This window comes from Gilvimarinus sp. 1_MG-2023 (genome assembly GCF_030548285.1).
In genome coordinates this window covers 1-444 of sequence record NZ_JAUOSC010000160.1, presented here as the reverse complement: position 1 = coordinate 444, position 444 = coordinate 1, and the positions used below count along the sequence as shown (strand labels likewise).

1 protein-coding gene is annotated in these 444 nt (G+C 63.1%); it reads right to left on the bottom strand.

Going from position 1 to position 444, the window contains the following annotated elements:
• Nucleotides 1-422: hypothetical protein (locus tag Q4563_RS16215; protein ID WP_303605211.1), on the bottom strand; the 422-nt coding region annotated here is incomplete at its 3' end.
• Between the last annotated feature and the right edge of the window lie 22 nt (nt 423-444).

Below are 444 nucleotides of genomic sequence, written 5' to 3'. Positions count from 1 at the left end.
AGCTCCGTCAGGGCGGCAAAGGGGGCGGTGCTGTTCTCCGTGTCCCAGGTCGCCAGCAAGTGCTCGCTTTGGCGCAGCTGCAGGTCAGACAGTTGCCACTGTTCAATCGGCTGTGGCTGGGCGTTGATCCGGGTGTTGTCCAGTTGCAGTGTAATCGGGCCGGTCGGGTTAAGGGTGAGCTGTAGATGACTGGTGAGGTCCCAGGCGCTGGTCAGGCCGGTGCTGTTCAGCGTGCCGGTGGCGGCCAGTTGTATCTGGGCCGAGAGCATGGGGTGGCTGGCGGTGCTGAGGCTGTGCCACTGCAGCTGCATCGGTACCGTGATCTGGCTGTCAATGCGGGTCTGGTCCTGGTCTTGCCACTGGAAGTGCATACCGGGCTGGGTCTTGGCCTGGCAGTCCGTCAGCAACCGGTCGCATTGCATCGTCGCCTGCCATGGTGATATG